At 64.0% G+C, this 648-nt stretch carries 1 protein-coding gene; it reads left to right on the top strand.

The window, feature by feature from the left end; all coding sequences use genetic code 11:
• Positions 1-257 precede the first annotated feature (257 nt).
• Positions 258-596 (top strand): PIN domain-containing protein, encoded by a 339-nt coding sequence (locus MU407_RS14065; RefSeq protein ID WP_246958427.1) that lies wholly within the window; start codon positions 258-260, stop codon positions 594-596.
• The last annotated feature ends 52 nt before the right edge of the window (positions 597-648 follow it).

Genomic DNA, 648 nt, shown 5'->3' with positions numbered 1-648 from the left:
CAGCCTCGACTACACCAGCCCGGTCGCGTTCGAGAACGCCATCAAACGCGACCAGGCCAAAACCGAAGAACACGCAGATCAAGCCCAAGCAGCTTGATCAACCGTCAACAACTTGCGGGCAAGCCCAACGGTATGACGATGGACGAGTTCCTCGATGACATGAAGGGGGACTGGTGAGGGCTTACTACCTCGACTCATCGGTCGCCTTGCGCATCATCCTCGGGCACTCCCCGGCTGCCGCCGAGTAGTTCGAGACGGTGACGGAGAAGGGCGAGGTGCTGATGTCCTCGCGTCTGCTGCGCACAGAGATCACCCGGGTCCTCCGACGCGTGGGACAGCCGCTCTCCCTGCGAGACCGCATCACCGACCACCTCTCCTTGCTACCACTGGACAATGCCGTGCTGCTCGAGGCGGAGGCGATCATCCCCTCCGTGAAGACTCTCGATGCAATCCACCTGGCCAGCGCATTGCGCTCCGGTGCCGAGGAGGTGGAGGCCGTCACCCACGACCGGACAATGGCCAAGGTTGCCGAGATGCTCGGGCTATCAGCGAGCGACCCCGTGACGGATGACTCCGGGATTGCCGGGGGCCCCTGACCAGCACAGAAAACCCCTCGCCCCCGCGCCGCCCGCCCCTCTACCCTCATCC

It is taken from the genome of Brachybacterium sp. Marseille-Q7125 (assembly GCF_023062615.1).
GTDB lineage: Bacteria > Actinomycetota > Actinomycetes > Actinomycetales > Dermabacteraceae > Brachybacterium.
Note: the sequence above shows the minus strand (reverse complement) of the source record. Positions and strands in the feature narration are given on the sequence as shown.